At 59.7% G+C, this 14516-nt stretch carries 12 protein-coding genes; 7 read left to right on the top strand and 5 right to left on the bottom strand.

Features of this window, described 5'->3' with window-relative positions; all coding sequences use genetic code 11:
• Positions 1 to 401: 401 nt before the first annotated feature.
• Positions 402 to 1319, top strand: coding sequence for a LysR family transcriptional regulator (locus tag NAT21_RS05355; protein ID WP_250936333.1), 918 nt, complete (start codon positions 402 to 404; stop codon positions 1317 to 1319).
• A 17-nt stretch (positions 1320 to 1336) separates the two neighbouring features.
• The gene (locus tag NAT21_RS05360) at positions 1337 to 2329 is read left to right on the top strand and encodes a glutathione S-transferase family protein (RefSeq protein WP_250936334.1); all 993 of its coding nucleotides are present in this window, start codon (positions 1337 to 1339) and stop codon (positions 2327 to 2329) included.
• Here NAT21_RS05360 and NAT21_RS05365 read toward each other — a convergent pair.
• Positions 2326 to 2775: a YaiI/YqxD family protein gene (locus NAT21_RS05365; RefSeq protein ID WP_250936335.1), complete on the bottom strand. Its 450-nt coding sequence runs from the start codon at positions 2773 to 2775 to the stop codon at positions 2326 to 2328. The genes NAT21_RS05360 and NAT21_RS05365 overlap by 4 nt on opposite strands.
• A gap of 402 nt (positions 2776 to 3177) precedes the next feature.
• Between NAT21_RS05365 and NAT21_RS05370 the strand changes: the two genes are divergently transcribed.
• The 5 genes from NAT21_RS05370 to NAT21_RS05390 all read left to right on the top strand — a co-directional run bounded on the left by NAT21_RS05370 (position 3178) and on the right by NAT21_RS05390 (position 7837).
• Positions 3178 to 4902: a DEAD/DEAH box helicase gene (locus tag NAT21_RS05370; RefSeq protein ID WP_250936336.1), complete on the top strand. Its 1725-nt coding sequence runs from the start codon at positions 3178 to 3180 to the stop codon at positions 4900 to 4902.
• A gap of 176 nt (positions 4903 to 5078) precedes the next feature.
• On the top strand, positions 5079 to 5759 hold the full coding sequence (gene nfi / locus NAT21_RS05375; RefSeq protein ID WP_250936337.1) for a deoxyribonuclease V: 681 nt from the start codon (positions 5079 to 5081) through the stop codon (positions 5757 to 5759).
• A gap of 25 nt (positions 5760 to 5784) precedes the next feature.
• Entirely contained in the window at positions 5785 to 6849 is a 1065-nt protein-coding gene (locus NAT21_RS05380; protein WP_250936338.1) for a lactonase family protein, read from the top strand.
• Positions 6846 to 7283, top strand: coding sequence for a PaaI family thioesterase (locus NAT21_RS05385; protein ID WP_250936339.1), 438 nt, complete (start codon positions 6846 to 6848; stop codon positions 7281 to 7283). The genes NAT21_RS05380 and NAT21_RS05385 overlap by 4 nt, the downstream gene beginning before the upstream one ends.
• Complete coding sequence (locus tag NAT21_RS05390) at positions 7280 to 7837, top strand: hypothetical protein (RefSeq protein ID WP_250936340.1); 558 nt, start codon at positions 7280 to 7282, stop codon at positions 7835 to 7837. Before NAT21_RS05385 ends, NAT21_RS05390 begins: the two co-directional genes overlap by 4 nt.
• Before the next feature lie 78 nt (positions 7838 to 7915).
• Here NAT21_RS05390 and NAT21_RS05395 read toward each other — a convergent pair whose 3' ends face one another.
• From NAT21_RS05395 to NAT21_RS05410, 4 genes are all read right to left on the bottom strand, one after another.
• The gene (locus NAT21_RS05395) at positions 7916 to 11209 is read right to left on the bottom strand and encodes an AAA family ATPase (protein WP_250936341.1); all 3294 of its coding nucleotides are present in this window, start codon (positions 11207 to 11209) and stop codon (positions 7916 to 7918) included.
• Positions 11206 to 12420, bottom strand: a complete 1215-nt coding sequence (locus NAT21_RS05400) for an exonuclease SbcCD subunit D (RefSeq protein ID WP_250936342.1) — start codon at positions 12418 to 12420, stop codon at positions 11206 to 11208. Before NAT21_RS05400 ends, NAT21_RS05395 begins: the two co-directional genes overlap by 4 nt.
• 94 nt (positions 12421 to 12514) lie before the next feature.
• Positions 12515 to 13309, bottom strand: coding sequence for an enoyl-ACP reductase FabI (gene fabI, locus NAT21_RS05405; RefSeq protein ID WP_250936343.1), 795 nt, complete (start codon positions 13307 to 13309; stop codon positions 12515 to 12517).
• A gap of 12 nt (positions 13310 to 13321) precedes the next feature.
• Positions 13322 to 14515 (bottom strand): acetate/propionate family kinase, encoded by a 1194-nt coding sequence (locus tag NAT21_RS05410; RefSeq protein ID WP_250936344.1) that lies wholly within the window; start codon positions 14513 to 14515, stop codon positions 13322 to 13324.
• Between the last annotated feature and the right edge of the window lies 1 nt (position 14516).

Below are 14516 nucleotides of genomic sequence, written 5' to 3' on the forward strand. Positions count from 1 at the left end.
GAAACAAGGGCCTGTATATAAGGTGAACGAAGATATAAATAAAAAGGCAGGGCTACTTTATCCCAGCAGCCAGCGGGTGAAAAGCCGGATTAGAAGGCGGGATTGCAGCCTTGAAGGGCTACCAAAGGGAATAAACACCTGTAATCCGGGATTTGTAACATTATGGTAAAGATGTTGTATATATTTGGTTTAATAACGGTGTGATGCAGCACTGTTGCGTAATTTAATCGGGGTTATAAGTGCACATAAAATGATGTTGGAGTAAAACATCACGATAAATATATTTTGTTTTTAATTGTTAATTGTTGTTGCTTTGTTGTTTCTTTTTAATTGTGTCATGGTATTTCTTCTCGTTCGCTTACCATCACTTCTGGAACCGTGCAGAAGCAGGCCGAAATTCGATGTCAAAAATCACCTTGTCACAGTGGCAGATGCTGGCAGCCGTTGCCGACCATGGCGGGTTCGCTCGGGCTGCTGATGTAATTCACAAGAGCCCTTCCACGATCAATCATGCCGTTCACAAGCTTGAAGATCAGCTGGGCGTAAAGCTGCTGGTGGTCGATGGACGGCAGGTACGCCTGAGTGAGGCCGGGGGACTGCTTTTAAGGCGTGCGCGTCAATTGCTGGAAGGCGCTGAAGCCCTTGAGAACGTGGCCGGCAGCCTGGCCGAGGGGCTTGAGCCCGAGATATCCATCGCGGTAGACCAGATCTTTCCAACGGATGCTCTGTCAAAGGCCCTGGACGGCTTTTCAGTACGGTATCCCCATACGCGCATCCAGTTGCACGAAACCGTCCTGAAAGGTGGTGTCGAAATGCTGCAGGCCGGTGAGGTGGATCTGTTGATCAGCGGCGTGGAACCCTCGGGCTTTCTGGGCGAGTTGCTGGTGACTGTCCGATTCATTGCGGTTGCACACTCCGCGCATGCGCTCCATCAGCTTGATCGAGCGCTTGATCTGCGAGACCTCCACCAGCACCGCCAGATCGTGGTGCGTGATTCTGCTCGTCAGAATGCGATGGATTCCGGATGGTTGAAAGCGGAGCAGCGCTGGACGGTCAGTCATGTCAGTACGGCGCTGGATATGTTGTCTCGGGGGCTGGGATTCTGCTGGGTATCCGAGACGCGGCTGAATGACGATCGCTCTCCTGCGGATATCCTGCCATTACCGCTGAAGGCAGGTGGTATCCGTGAGGTGCCCGTACGACTTTATTATCTGGATATGGACAGTGCCGGGCCAGCCACCCGAGCTCTGGCTGAAGAGTTGCAAAAGGCTCTGGCCGGCTGCAACGATTGCCAGGACAGCAATGAAAACGAGTCATGATGCCAGGGAGGCACACGATGGGATTACTTGTAGAAGGGCAGTGGAAGGACCAGTGGTACGACACCGATGGCAACAAGGGTGAGTTCATCCGCGAACAGGCCCGGCTGCGACAGTGGGTGGGCGCACAGGGTAGTGATGCAGACAGGCTGGCTGAAGCCGAACGCTATCACCTGTATGTATCACTGGCCTGTCCGTGGGCACATCGCGTGTTGATCCTGCGCGCGCTGAAGGGGCTGGAGGCTCTGATAGGCGTGTCGGTAACCAGTCCGATCATGGGGAGTAATGGCTGGACCTACCATCAGGAGGAGGGCAGCAGCGGTGATGCACTCAACGGCGTCACATTTCATCACCAGCTCTATACCCTGACGGACCCACTCTATACCGGCCGGGTGACAGTGCCGGTGCTATGGGACAGTCAGGCGCACGACATCGTCAACAATGAGTCCGCCGAGCTCCTGCGCATGCTCAACAGCGCCTTTGATGAGCTGACCGGCAATACGCTGGACTTTTATCCCGAGGTGCTCCGCGCCGAGATCGATGCCGTCAACGAACGTGTGTATCACGCGATCAATAACGGCGTTTACAAGGCGGGCTTTGCGACTGAACAGTCAGTGTATGAAGAGCACGTGACGACCCTGTTTGAAGCACTCGACGAGATGAACGACCGTCTTGGTCAGCAGCGTTACCTGACAGGCGAATACCTGACCGAAGCCGACATCCGCCTGTTTACCACGCTGATTCGCTTTGACGCGGTGTATCACGGCCACTTCAAGTGCAACATTCGGCTTATCGAGGACTACCCGAACCTGTCCGGTTATTTGCGTGAGCTTTACCAGTGGCCAGGCATCAGGGAAACCGTCTGCATGGATCATATTCAGCGCCACTATTACATGAGCCACCCGACCATCAATCCCAATCGCATCGTCCCCAGAGGGCCTGATCTGGCACTGGACCGTCCTCATGGCCGTGAGCACCTGACCGGTCGAGGCATCATGTCGAAAGCATGCTAGCGTCGCCGAGTCAGCGCGCGATCAAAGGCGTTGGCAAATTCACGCACGTCCTGGGCATTTTGCCGGGACGGGCCGCCGGTCATTTCGCCACTGCCTCGCATGGTCTCCATGAAGTCACGAATATTGAGGCGAGCACGAATATTGTCGCTGGTGAGGGATTCCCCCCGGGCAGTCAATACTTCAACGTCCTTTTCGATCAGTTCAAGCGCCATCGGAAGATCGGATGTAATGGCCAGATCGCCTGCCTCGGCGCGCTCGATGATCAGCTGATCGGCCGCATCGGCACCGCCAGGCACGGTAATCATCCTGATCAGTGCCAGACGCGGCAGGGGAAGGGCATGGTTGGCCACAAAGGTGGCAGTAATGCCGCTGCGCTCTGCGCCGCGAATGATGATATCCCGCATGGCCCGCGGGCAGGCGTCGGCATCGACCCAAATGACGCTCATGAGTTTCTCCATGGTGAAAGCGGGCATAATGCCCCAGTGCTGCCTGCAACGCACCTGGCCAGACTTGTCAATGAACAAAAGGTAGTCAACTAACAGCTCCTGTGGTAAGGTACGCCCTCCTCGCATGTGTAGTAAGACCCTACCATCATTGTTGATTCGCCCCCATCCGATACTGTTTGCGCTCGGGGACGTTTCTCCGACGGCAAATGCGCTCTTGCGCTATCCCGCATAGATGGAAATGCGTTCGGCAGGTTGCCAGCGCTGTTGGTCGCGACACGTTGCGTGTAACGCAAGGTACCCCCTTGCTGCATTCGTGCGACCCGGGTTCTTCTGGGCATAATCTGCCCGGCTGAGCCACTATAAAATTCTTGCCGACTGCCGCGTCGGCTCAAAAGGTGTGAAATGACCTCGACTTCCAATGCCTCGCTGACTTTCAGCGACATGGCGTTATTGCCTGCCGTTCTTGAATCGCTCGAAAAACTTGGTTACGAGCAGCCTTCTCCCATTCAGTCACAGACGATTCCTTCCGTACTTGAAGGTCGTGACGTACTGGGCCAGGCACAGACCGGTACTGGCAAAACGGCAGCATTCGCGCTGCCGCTGTTGACTCGACTGGATATCAATCGGCGTGAGCCGCAGGTGCTGGTACTGGCACCTACCCGTGAACTTGCTCAGCAGGTAGCGGCCAATTTTACCCTGTATGGTCAGAGCATCGACGGCCTTAATGTACAGGCACTGTGTGGTGGTCAGGATTATCGTGATCAGTTGCGCGGTCTGCGTAATGGCGCCCAGGTCATCGTGGGCACGCCTGGCCGTGTCATCGATCACCTTGATCGTGGCTCCCTGAGCCTGACCGGCCTGTCTGCGCTGGTACTTGATGAAGCCGACGAAATGCTGCGCATGGGCTTTATCGATGACGTAGAGCGCGTTGTGCGTGATACACCGAAGGAAGCTCAGCGCGTGTTCTTCTCCGCCACGCTTCCGTACGAAATCGAAAAGATCGTCAACCGCTATCTGGTTGACCCGGTCAAGGTACAGATTGAAGCCAAGGCGGCGACAACCACGATCGAGCAGCGTCTTTGCCGCATCGATGGTCCGGCCAAGCTTGAAGCGCTGTCGCGCATTCTTGAAGTCGAGCCGGTGGATGCCGCCATCGTGTTTGTTCGTACTCGTGCGGCCTGTACCACACTGGTAGAGCAGCTGCTGGCTCGCGGCGTGTCTGCTGCTGCCCTGTCCGGTGATCTGGATCAGAGCCTGCGTGAGCGTACCGTACTGCGCCTGAAGCGTGGCAAGGTAGACGTTCTGGTAGCAACCGATGTAGCCGCTCGTGGTCTCGACGTGCCGCGTATTACGCACGTCTTCAACTACGATCTGCCCCATGACACCGAATCCTACATCCACCGGATCGGTCGTACCGGCCGTGCAGGGCGTACAGGTACAGCCATCAGCTTTGCCGGTAACCGTGAAGCACGCAAGGTCCAGGTGCTCGAGCGTGCTACCGGTCAAAGCATCGCGATCATGGAGCTGCCGAATGAGTCCACGATCCGTGCCCATCGCGATGAGCGGTTCAAGCTGCGTGCCGAAGCCATTCTCGACAAGGGCGCCGATCACCAGCGTGCTCTGATCGAAGCGCTGGTCGAGCAGGGATATGATCCGGTCGAACTGGCATGTGCCATGGCATCACTGGCCCGTGCCGATGAGCCGCGCATTCAGTCTCTGCCAAAACCGTCCGCACGTCCGGCGCGCTCCGAGCGCAACAGCCGCGATTCCGGCCGTGATGGCAAGCCCGCACGTCGTCGTGACAGTGGCGGTGCACAGCGCTCCAGTGAAGGCATGACGCGTTATCGCGTATCGGTCGGTCACAAGGACGGTATCAAGCCAGGTCAGCTGGTTGGTGCACTGGCCAATGAAGGTGGTATTGAAGGTGCCCGTATCGGCCGTATCGATATTCGCCAGTCTCACAGTGTTGTCGAGCTGCCTCAGGGCCTGCCGGCATCCATCCTGACCAAGATGGCCCGCGCGCGGGTTGGCGGCCGTCCTCTGGAAATCAGCGAAGACAATGGCGGCGGCGGTGATCGCGCCGAGCGTCGTCGTCCTCGTGACAACGACCGTCAGGCCGCTTCCTGATCCAGCGTCCGGCGTGATCGATGTATCAAGGCTCCACCTTCGGGTGGGGCCTTTTTTATGCGCGGCAGGTTCCCTTGCAGGGGCAGGCATTTACGTTATGCTCTAGGGATATTGTCCCTCGAAACGGTAGCCTGCGCCGTTCATGATTCACATTTCAATGGTTCTGGACCAAGGCCATGCCACATGCATTTGCTACCCGCGACCAGCCGCTTCACGGCTGGGATCTTGCCCCCTCGGAAGCCGTAGCCTGTCAGCGCCGGCTGGCAGACAGCGTTTGCCTCAAGGACGAGTTCACCTCCATCCAGACCATTGCCGGCATTGATGCCGGCTTTGAGCAGCAGGGTGAAATAACCCGAGCAGCTGTCGTGCTGATGGAGTACCCGTCGCTGCGTATTCTTGAACATCATGTTGTGCGCTGTCCGACACGTATGCCCTATATTCCGGGGTTGCTGTCGTTTCGGGAACTGCCGGCCATGCTGGAAGCCCTTGACTGCCTGTCCGGTCGCCCGGATTTGATCATGGTGGATGGCATGGGTATTGCGCATCCAAGACGGCTGGGTATCGCGACACACCTGGGGGTATGGCTTGACTGGCCGACCATCGGAGTTGGTAAATCCCGGCTGTGCGGCGTTCATGATGAGGTGCCGTCTGCCAGAGGTGAGTGGGTACCGCTCACGCATCATCAGGAAACGATCGGTGCCGTGCTTAGAACACGGGAAAACGTCAAACCACTTTATATCTCACCTGGCCACCGCATTTGCCTTGAGAGTGCCGTGGAATGGGTCATGAAGTGTTTGACTCGCTATAAACTGCCGGAACCCACACGTCAGGCCGACAAGCTGGCATCACGGCGCTGATGGAATGACAATTCGGGAAGATCATATGTCTACACATGTATTGCTGGCAGGTACCTATACCAGCCGAGGAAGCGGCGGCATCTACTGTTATACCGCTCGGGCCGATGCCGGGCAGCTGGCTGAGCCGGTCGTGATCGAGGCTGATGACCCATCCTTCATGGTGCTGGATCACGCGGCCCGCTTTCTTTACTGCGTGAATGAAACCCCTGGCCGAATCGGTCAGGTATCTGCGTTCTCGTTTTCACCGGCCTCCTGTGAGGCTACCCTGTTGTCCAGGGTCAGTGCTGGCGGTGAAGACCCCTGTCATATCACCCTGACACCCGATGAGCGCTTTGTGCTGGTGTCCTGCTACAGCAGTGGGTCTCTGGCCGTGTTTCCACGGCTTGACGACGGGTCTCTGGGTGAGGCCGTGCAGCAGATAGCCTTTGATGGCGGGTCACGTGTTCACGCTACGCGCCAGGAAAAGGCTCATCTTCACTCCTGCACGTGCAGCCCGGACGGCCGGTTTGTGTTTGCCTGTGATCTGGGCAATGACCGCATTTATCAATTTGCGTTGACAGGTGACGACAATGAGCCGCTGGGAGAGCGTCAGGACATTATCGCGCCTCCCGGAAGCGGCCCACGTCATTTGAAGTTTCATCCCGAGGGCCACTGGGCCTATCTGGTCGGAGAGCTGGATGGCAGCATCGTGGGCTATCGTCATGACGGAACAACGCTGGTGCAGTATCAGGTGGCGTCGCTGACCTCGACCAATGATGATCGAGAACATGGGGCAGGGGAGCTGCAGTTTGGCCATGATGGTCGAAGCCTTTATGTGACCAATCGCGGTCAGTTTGATGAGCTGGTGGCACTGGATATCGATCAGGAAGGGATTCTGACCTGGCGTGGCTCCACGTCCACCGGCGGCCAGCTTCCGCGTCACTTTACCGTTACTCCCGATGGGGGGCATGTTCTGATCGGCAATCAGCAAAGTGGGGATGTGACCCGCATGGCGCTACTGCCCGATGGCGGGTTCGGAGAGGTTGAGACCCTGTTGAACCTTGATGACGTGGCCTTTCTTCATCTGGTGGCGGCAGGTAGCACTTCATGAGTACGTCAGGCATCCCCGCACAGCTTCAAACCCCTTATCTGAGTCATCTGGGGGCGACGGTTGTTCGCTTTGATGAAACAGGGTGTGAGATACGTCTGAAGGTGGCCGCGCATCATTGCAACCTGCAGGGTTTTGGCCATGGTGGCATGCTTGCATCGTTGCTGGATGCCGTCAGTGGCTATGCCGGGTTGTTCGGTTCCGGGGGAATCCGGCCGGCATCGGTGACACTGTCACTGAACATCCAGTACCATGCTCCGGCGCAGCAGGGGGAAACGCTGCTCGCCCGGGGCCGGGTCAGTGGAGGCGGTCAGCGTGTCTTTTTCACTCAGGCCGATATTATCGATTCACAGGGCGACACCATCGCTGTCGCCAGCGGCGTATTTCGCCGTCCCTCATCCGCTGGTGCGGGTGATCACGACAAGGGCAGACCATGATGACAAAACGCAGTTTGGGTGAAGTAATCTTTACAGTATTTCTGTGGATCGTGATCGGTGCACTGGTTCAGTGGCTGATGCAGTCGCATCTACCGTTGCCGGACCCGTCCGGGCATGCCGATGGAGCGCAACCACCGCTGGCGACCTACTGGAATGCCATGGGGCTGGTGGCCTTGTTCTTCGGTATTCTGGCCTTCTGGGCGCGGGATTTCATGAAGGATAATCCGCTGACCAAATCCCTCCGCGTCATTGCTTCCCGTCTATTGGGTACAACCTTTGACGTCGGACTGTTCTCTCTGGGTGGGGCTCTGTTTGCCAGTTACGGTCCGCATGCTGCTGCGGGTATGCCTGCCTGGCAGTCGGTTTTCATCGGCGTCAATTTCAGCCTGTTCATTGTCATGCTGGTTGTACTGGGCGTGATCTGGTTTCTGATCAAGCACACGCGTCTGGCTCTGGTGAATATTTCGCCACTGGAATTCAAGCCGCTGCCGCGGGTGGGCCTCTATGTGCTGCTGCTGGTACTGTTGGGGCTGACAGCCTGGTGGAGCCTGTAGGCGCGACCCTGTTTTGATGCATTGACGAAAAAAGCGCCTTCGGGCGCTTTTTTCATGCCGCATCGAAGCGTCATCCTTTTACAGGGGGGCACCCTGAACGCTGATGCCCAGGGTACTGATGCCGCCGCCCTGTGGTGTCAGTCGAACCTGTACCGGAATGCGTTCTATCATATCCCGCACATGAGAAATTACCCCGACCTGGCGCCCCTGCGCCTGAAGCGCATCCAGGGCATCCATGGCCATGTGCAGGGACTGGGCATCCAGACTGCCAAATCCTTCATCGATGAACAGGGTATCAATAGCCAGCTGATCCGAGGCCATCGAGGCAAGCCCAAGTGCCAAGGCCAGCGAGATCAGAAATCCTTCACCCCCTGACAGTGAGTGCACCGAGCGCTGTTCATCCCCCATGTCCTGGTCGATGACCAGAAGCCCCAACGGGCTGCCGCCTCGTATCAGGCGATAGCGCCGGGCCAGCTGATGAAGATGAAGGTTGGCCTGCTCGACCAGACGATCAAGATTATAGCCCTGGGCAATGCGTCGAAATGCCTTGCCATCGGCGGACCCGATCAGCTGACTGATCTGTCCCCAGCGCTGATGCTCGGCACGGGCAGCATGAATGCGTTCTGCAAGGTCGCGCCAGGTCTGGCGCCGCTGATCGTCCTCGCGCCGCTGTGCCATGGCATCATCACGGGCGGCAAGTGCCAGTGACAGCTCAGGCGTCAGTGCCGCAAGCGTCTCGTCAAGCTGCGCTTCCTGAGCGTCAAGGGTGGTAGTCAGCGCGTGATCGTCATTGACAGGAAGTGAGGCAGTGTCCGTCAGAGGGGACGTATCAAGGTGCCGGTCACGGTGATGCGTGGCCGCAGCAGACGCCGCCTCGGCCCGGGTCAGGGCTTCCCATGCCTGTTGAAGGTTTTCCTCGAGCGTGGCGAGTTCCTCGCTGGAGGTCGTCATCAGCTGCTGAAGCGTCTGGCCGGACAGCTGCGGATGGGCCGCCTGCCACGCCTGTTGCGACTGTTCGAGCTGATGGATACGTTCGTGTATTCGGCGCAGGGTGGCGAGGGCATGCCACGCCTGTTCAGTGGCCTGAATGCCGGCTTGCTCATGATGACGCAAGGCCTCTGCAGCCTCTGTTTCCCTTTGGGCCGCCTGGTGAAACGCCTGATCAAGCTGCTGCTGCCACGCGTCCACGTCAGTGAAGGGGGCCTGCAGCTCGCGCAGGCGGGCCTTCTGCCGGGCCAGGTCGGCCTCAAGCGTTGTCTGTTCGTTCTGCTGATGGGCCAGCTCCTGCCGCAGCGTCTCATGCTGGTTATCCAGAACGGCCAGTTCGCTGGCAAGGTCCGCCTTGCGCTCGCGTAGTGGAACGAGCGCTTCCTCATCCGCCAGAAAGGTGGACAGGGCCTGTTCCGCGTCAGCATGGCATCGGCTCAGTCGCGTGCACTCGGCTTCCAGTTCGGTGCAGCGAATATCAGGGGCGTCGGGCACCTCGATCCCTTCGGTGTCCAGGCGCGCCCTGGCCTCATTGAGGGCCTGTCCTGTCTGGTCCCAGGTGGCCACCAGGCCGGTGTACTGACGCTCAAGCACCTCCCGCCGGACCCTCGCCTCGTGAGCGGTGGCAGTGGCGGCCTGCCAGTTCTGGTGAAACTCTTGCTCCTGCCGCTGCTCTTCGGCTTCCATGGCCGCCAGCTGGGCGGCTTCCGGGGAAACAGGAGGTGAAACCAGATAAGGGTGTTCTTCACTGCCGCAGACCGGGCAGGGCGTGTGCGGCGTGAGTTGGCGACGCAGGGTCAGTACCGCATCCAGTCGCACCTGTCGCTGACGGGTAATACGTTCAAGCCCACTGGTGCGTGCCTGCTCGGCAGTGGCCAGTGCCTCTTCTGCCGCTCGGTAATCGGCCTCGGCCGCATTACTTGTCTGCCGGTGATCCTCGAGTGCCTGCCGGCTGCTCTCGTGATCTCGTTTGGCCTGCCGGTAATATGCAAGATGCGACAGCATTGCCTGGTGGGACTGGAGCTGTTGCCATGTGGTCTGGCGAGTCTCCTGAAGCGCCCGGCGCCAGTGGCTGGGGTCCGTAATGTTGGCCCGCCGAGCCATGACGGCGTCGATCTGCTCAGCGGTAGCCTGGCAGGTTTGACCGACCCCGTCCCGACGGCTCTGCAGGGCTTCAAGGCGCGTACTGCCTTCACGATGCTGCTCGGCCAGTGTGACCATGCGGCGCAGGGCGTGGCGAATGGCTTCCGATAGCGTCCGTGCCTGATCAAGGTGGGGGCGTGCGGCATCGCGCTGTTCTGCGGCCTCCTGTTGTTGCCGCCGTGCCTGCTGGTGAAGAGTGCCCGCCTGGCGTCGCGTGTGTCGAGCGGCCTGGCGTTTGCGGCGGGCATCAGCCAGTTCCCGTGCAGCACGCTGGCAGGCCTGGTGTTCGCGGGTCAGTGCTCGCGCATTTTCACGCAAGGGGGCTGCTGCCTTCAGTTGATCACGCCACTGGCGCTGTGGTTCCAGTGCCTTGTAGGTGTCCATTGCTCCCTGGTAATGCGCGCTGGCTGCCTGGTGTGCTGTCTGGAGCTGGTTCATGTGCTCCAGCCAGTGGCGCTGTGTTGTCAGGTGTTGTTGGCGCGCATTCAGGGTTTGCCACTGGTGGTGCGTATCCTGTTCCTGTTGTTCCAGCGCTTCGCGGGTTTCGTCATCGGCCGGCGGGGCATGAGCCTGACTTTGCGTCAGTGCGTCCAGAGCGTCGCGCGCCGTTTTTTCCCGCTGATAGGCCTCCCGTGACAGCCGGCTGTAAATATCGGTATCCGTCAGCTTTTCCAGCAGTTCACTGCGGGCGTTGTCATCGGCATTCAAAAAGGCACTGAACTCCGACTGGGCCAGTAGTACCGAGCGAGTGAACTGTTCGAACCCAAGGCCCAGCCTGGCCGCAATTTCAGCCTGAAATTCCCGCTTGTGCCGGTTCAGTACGGTGTTATCGCTGACCCTTACCAGTTGCTGATCACTGGCCTGAAGGCGGCCGCCGGCCTTGTCCCTGGCGCGCCGTACGCTCCAGCGGGCGGTATAGGCAGCATTATCGATACCGATGAAGGTGACTTCGGCAAACCCCTGACTGGCACCACGTCGCAGCAGGGTGCGCGGGTCATTCATGGCCAGACTATCACCCTCGACATCCGGCGTTTTGGCGCTTTGCTGGGTGGCGTGCCGCAGCCGGGGGGTAGTGCCGTACAGGGCCAGACACAGCGCGTCCAGCAGGGTGCTCTTGCCGGCACCGGTCGGACCGGTGATGGCAAACAGGCCACAACTCGCCAGCGGACCGGCATCAAAGTCGATCGTGTGAGGGCCGGCCAGGGAAGCCAGATTATGAATCACAAGGCGCTGAATCCTCATGCGGGGTCCTCGCTGTCGTGAACGGCCTGAGCCAGTGCGTGGAAGTCGGCAAGCACGGTGGCATCGGGGGCGCTGCCATAATGGTGGGTCCAGGTCGCTTCAAACAGCGCGGCCGGGGTGGTGTCTTCCAGACGTGGCGAGGGGGGCGCCTGCTTGTCGGAGCGCGGGTAATGTACCTGAATCGCGACCAGTCGCCAGGGTTTGCCGGTGAGCCGGGCATCGATATCTGCCCGCAGGGACAGGCAGGGGCCTTCAAGCATGACCTGCACGTCCAGCCAGCCCGGTGAGGCAGCAGTATCCTGCTCCAGCGCATCAAGTTCGGCCAGTACCTCCGGCAGGGAGGCCGGTCCGATCCGGCGCATGGGCGTATGATCGGGAATGGCTATGCTGCGTTGATGTACGAGGTGACCCTGATCCAGTTTGCCGATGCATACCTGGCGCGCGTAGTGGCGTTCGGATAGATCCAGAGGAATGGGCGAGCCGCTGTAGCGGATGCGATCCTGGTGGTCGACGCGCTGGGGCTTGTGCAGATGGCCCATGGCTACATAGGCAATATCTTCAGGGAACAGGCTGGCCGGCAGGGACTCCTCGCCGCCGATTACGATGGGGCGCTCGGAGTGCTCTGAAATACTGCCCCCCTTGAGGTGAGCATGGCCCATGGCGATCAGTGCCTCATCGGGTGCGCGGCGGGCAAGGGCGCGAGCGAAGATGTCATCATGTACGGCACGAGCCCCTGCCTGATAATCGGAGTAGCCGCGGCCGGATACATCCGACGGGCGCAGAAAGGGAATGGCCACGCACCAGGCTGCCTGGCGGCCGGCGGCATCCGTCAGCGGCACGCACAGCCTGTCGGTATCAATGGCGCCATCGAGATAGTGCAGCTGGCCGATGGCATGTGTATTAAGACGCTCCAGCAACGGGCCGGGCAGCTCGATACGGGCTCCGCTGTCGTGGTTGCCGGCGATCATCACGATATCCATGGCCGGCCGGGCCGTATGTGCCTTGAGGATGAAGTCATACAGCAGGCGCTGGGCGGCCAGCGACGGATTGACCACATCAAAGATATCACCGGCAATCAGCAGGGCGTCGATGGCTTCGCGATTAAGGGTCTCAAGCAGCCAGTCGAGAAAGGCGCGATGTTCAGCATGGCGGTCATGGCCGTGAAAATTCTGGCCGAGGTGCCAGTCGGCAGTATGAAGAAACGTCAGCATGGCGGCGGTATGGCCCGGTAGGTCGACAATGGCCCGGCAAGTGATCAACGGGGCGGGCTCCGTATGGTACCCGCCTTTTAAAGGGCCTGCATGGTCAGGAAATCAGATGCACGCCGCCATCCACATACAGGGCATCACCGGTCAGCATGCGGGCGGCATCAGTTGCCAGATACGCCATGGTCATGCCGACATCATCCACGTCCGGCAGTGAACTTGAGGGACTGCGTTCCTGGGCCTTCTGAAGTAGATCGTCGAAGCGTGACAGGCCGGAGGCTGCGCGGGTTTTCATGGGGCCGGGAGAGAGGGCATGAACACGGATTCCCTTCGGCCCGAGTTCGGCTGCCATGTAGCGTGTTGCCGCTTCAAGGGCCGCCTTGACCGGCCCCATGACGTGATAGCCTTCCACCACCTTCTGGCTGCCGTGGTACGTCATGGTGAACAGCGTACCGCCCTCGGTCATCAACGGTTCGGCGAGCCGGCACAGGGCCAGAAACGAATGACATGACACCGTCATGGCGTCATTGAACCCCTCGCGGGAGCAGTCAACCAGCCGGCCCTTGAGGTCTTCGGCCGGGGCGTAGGCAATCGAGTGCAGGACAAAATCGAGCCGTCCCCAGCGGTCGGTGAGTGTCTCGAACAGGGTTTCCATCTGGTGCTCATCACGCACATTCAGCGGCATCAGCAGCTCGCAGCCAACCTGATCCGCCAGAGGGGCAACATGGGGCAGCGCATGGTCATCGAGGTAGGTAATGGCCAGCTCCGCGCCCAGCTGATGGCAGGCACGGGCACATCCCCAGGCAATGGAGCGGTCATTGGCGATGCCGATGATCAGACCGCGCTTGCCCTCAAGGGAGAGCGAGGCAGGCAGGGGGCGTGGGTCAGTGGTCATGGCGCGTTCCTTTTAATGGGGCGTGGACAGGAAGGTGCGAACGTGTTCTGCAATCATGCGCGCCTCATCCGTGGGGATAACATGAACGGGGCGTTCGCTGTGCGGTGCTGAAATGCAGGAGGCGTGGCGCTGATTGGCTGTGTCATCCAGGGCAATGCCCAACCAGCCAAGCCAGGTGCAGGTGAGGCGGCGCAGTCTGGCACTGTGTTCACCAATACCGGCGGTAAATACGATGCCATCCAGCCCGCCCAGGGCCGTAGCCAGCTCGCTGATTCCCATCGCTACGCGGCGAGCCAGATAGGCCAGCGCGAAATCGGCACGGGCATCGGATTTGGCGGACAGCACCTGTACATCACTGCTGATGCCGGAAAGGGCCTTGAGGCCGCACTCATGATAGAGCAGCTGTTCCATGGCCTCCGGGCCCAGGCGTTTTTGCTGCATCAGGTAAAGCAGGACGCCGGCATCGAGTCGGCCGGGGCGGCTTCCCATTGGCAGACCATCAAGCGCCGTAAAGCCCATGGAGGAATCAATGCTCCTGCCCTTGTGCAGGGCGCACAGCGAGCAGCCATTGCCTAAATGGGCCACCACCACACGGCCCTGTGCGATCTCCGGGGCGACGGTCGGGAGCTGACCGGCAATGTATTCGTAGGACAGACCATGAAACCCGTAGCGTCGCACGCCTTCCTCGTGCAGCGCTTCCGGAATGGGCAGCCGCTCTACCATGGGCTCATGATCATGATGAAAGGCGGTGTCGAAACAGCCTATCTGGGGCAGGTCGGGTCGCCGGCGCAGGATCGAGCGAACCGGGGCAAGATTGGCCGGCTGATGCAGGGGGGCCAGCGGAGTGAGGGCGGCAAGCTGTTCGAGTACATGGGTATCCAGTATTACCGGCCTGTCAAACGAGGGCCCCCCGTGAACAATGCGGTGCCCGACCGCCACTACCCGGCCGGGCAGGAGCGGTGTCAGTTGATCGGCCAGCAGCGTCTGGGCCTGGTCTGCGTCCAGGCTCTGGTGGGCCATGGGCAACACATCAATCAGGGTGTTGTCGTCACCATCACTGATGACCAGGTGCGGGTGAACGGTACCAATCCCGGAAAAGGTGCCTCGTATGCAGGTCGACAGCGCCGGATCATTGGCATCAAATCCCTCGACCTTGAGACTGGATGATCCGGCATTGATGACCAGCAGAAGATCACGCTCTGCCATG

The sequence above is a fragment of the Larsenimonas rhizosphaerae genome (assembly GCF_023700005.1).
Taxonomy (GTDB): domain Bacteria; phylum Pseudomonadota; class Gammaproteobacteria; order Pseudomonadales; family Halomonadaceae; genus Larsenimonas; species Larsenimonas rhizosphaerae.